We start from the raw sequence: 515 nt of genomic DNA on the forward strand, positions 1-515 counted from the left end.
AAGCGTGTCGTCAAACAGGAAACGGGCGAGATCGACGCCGTTTTTCGACAGGACCACCTCCGAAAACGGAGTATCGCCCGCGGGCGTGAGCCCGGTTCCGCAGGCAAAGGCCCGGTTGCCGAGCCGATAGAAGTCCGCTCCTTGCCAGGCTTCCAGCCCCCCGCCGGCGATTTCCGTGACCCTGTCGAAGGCGAAGGGGTAAGAGATGTCTATGTCCCGCACCAGACCCTGGGAAAGCGGATGCCGTGAATGCGCCGCCATTGCGCAAACGATGGCTCTATTGCCCGCGATCGAGTCGATTCGGACGAGGCGGGGCCGGCCCATCGTCAGGGTGCCGGTCTTGTCGAAGGCCACGATGTCCGCGTCGGCCAGTCTTTCGAGCGCCGAACCGTCCTTCACCACGATGCCCCTGCGGAAAAGTTCGCCGGCGGCGACCACCTGGACCACCGGTACAGCAAGGCCCAATGCGCAGGGGCATGTGATGATCAGCACCGCGACCGCGACCAGCATGGCCT

Annotated in this window: 1 pseudogene; it reads right to left on the minus strand. The window is 64.5% G+C overall.

Features of this window, described 5'->3' with window-relative positions:
* Window positions 1-515, minus strand: a pseudogene (locus CO660_RS32585) (HAD family hydrolase); the annotation flags it as partial.

The organism is Rhizobium sp. L9, assembly GCF_002531885.1.
Classification (GTDB): domain Bacteria; phylum Pseudomonadota; class Alphaproteobacteria; order Rhizobiales; family Rhizobiaceae; genus Rhizobium.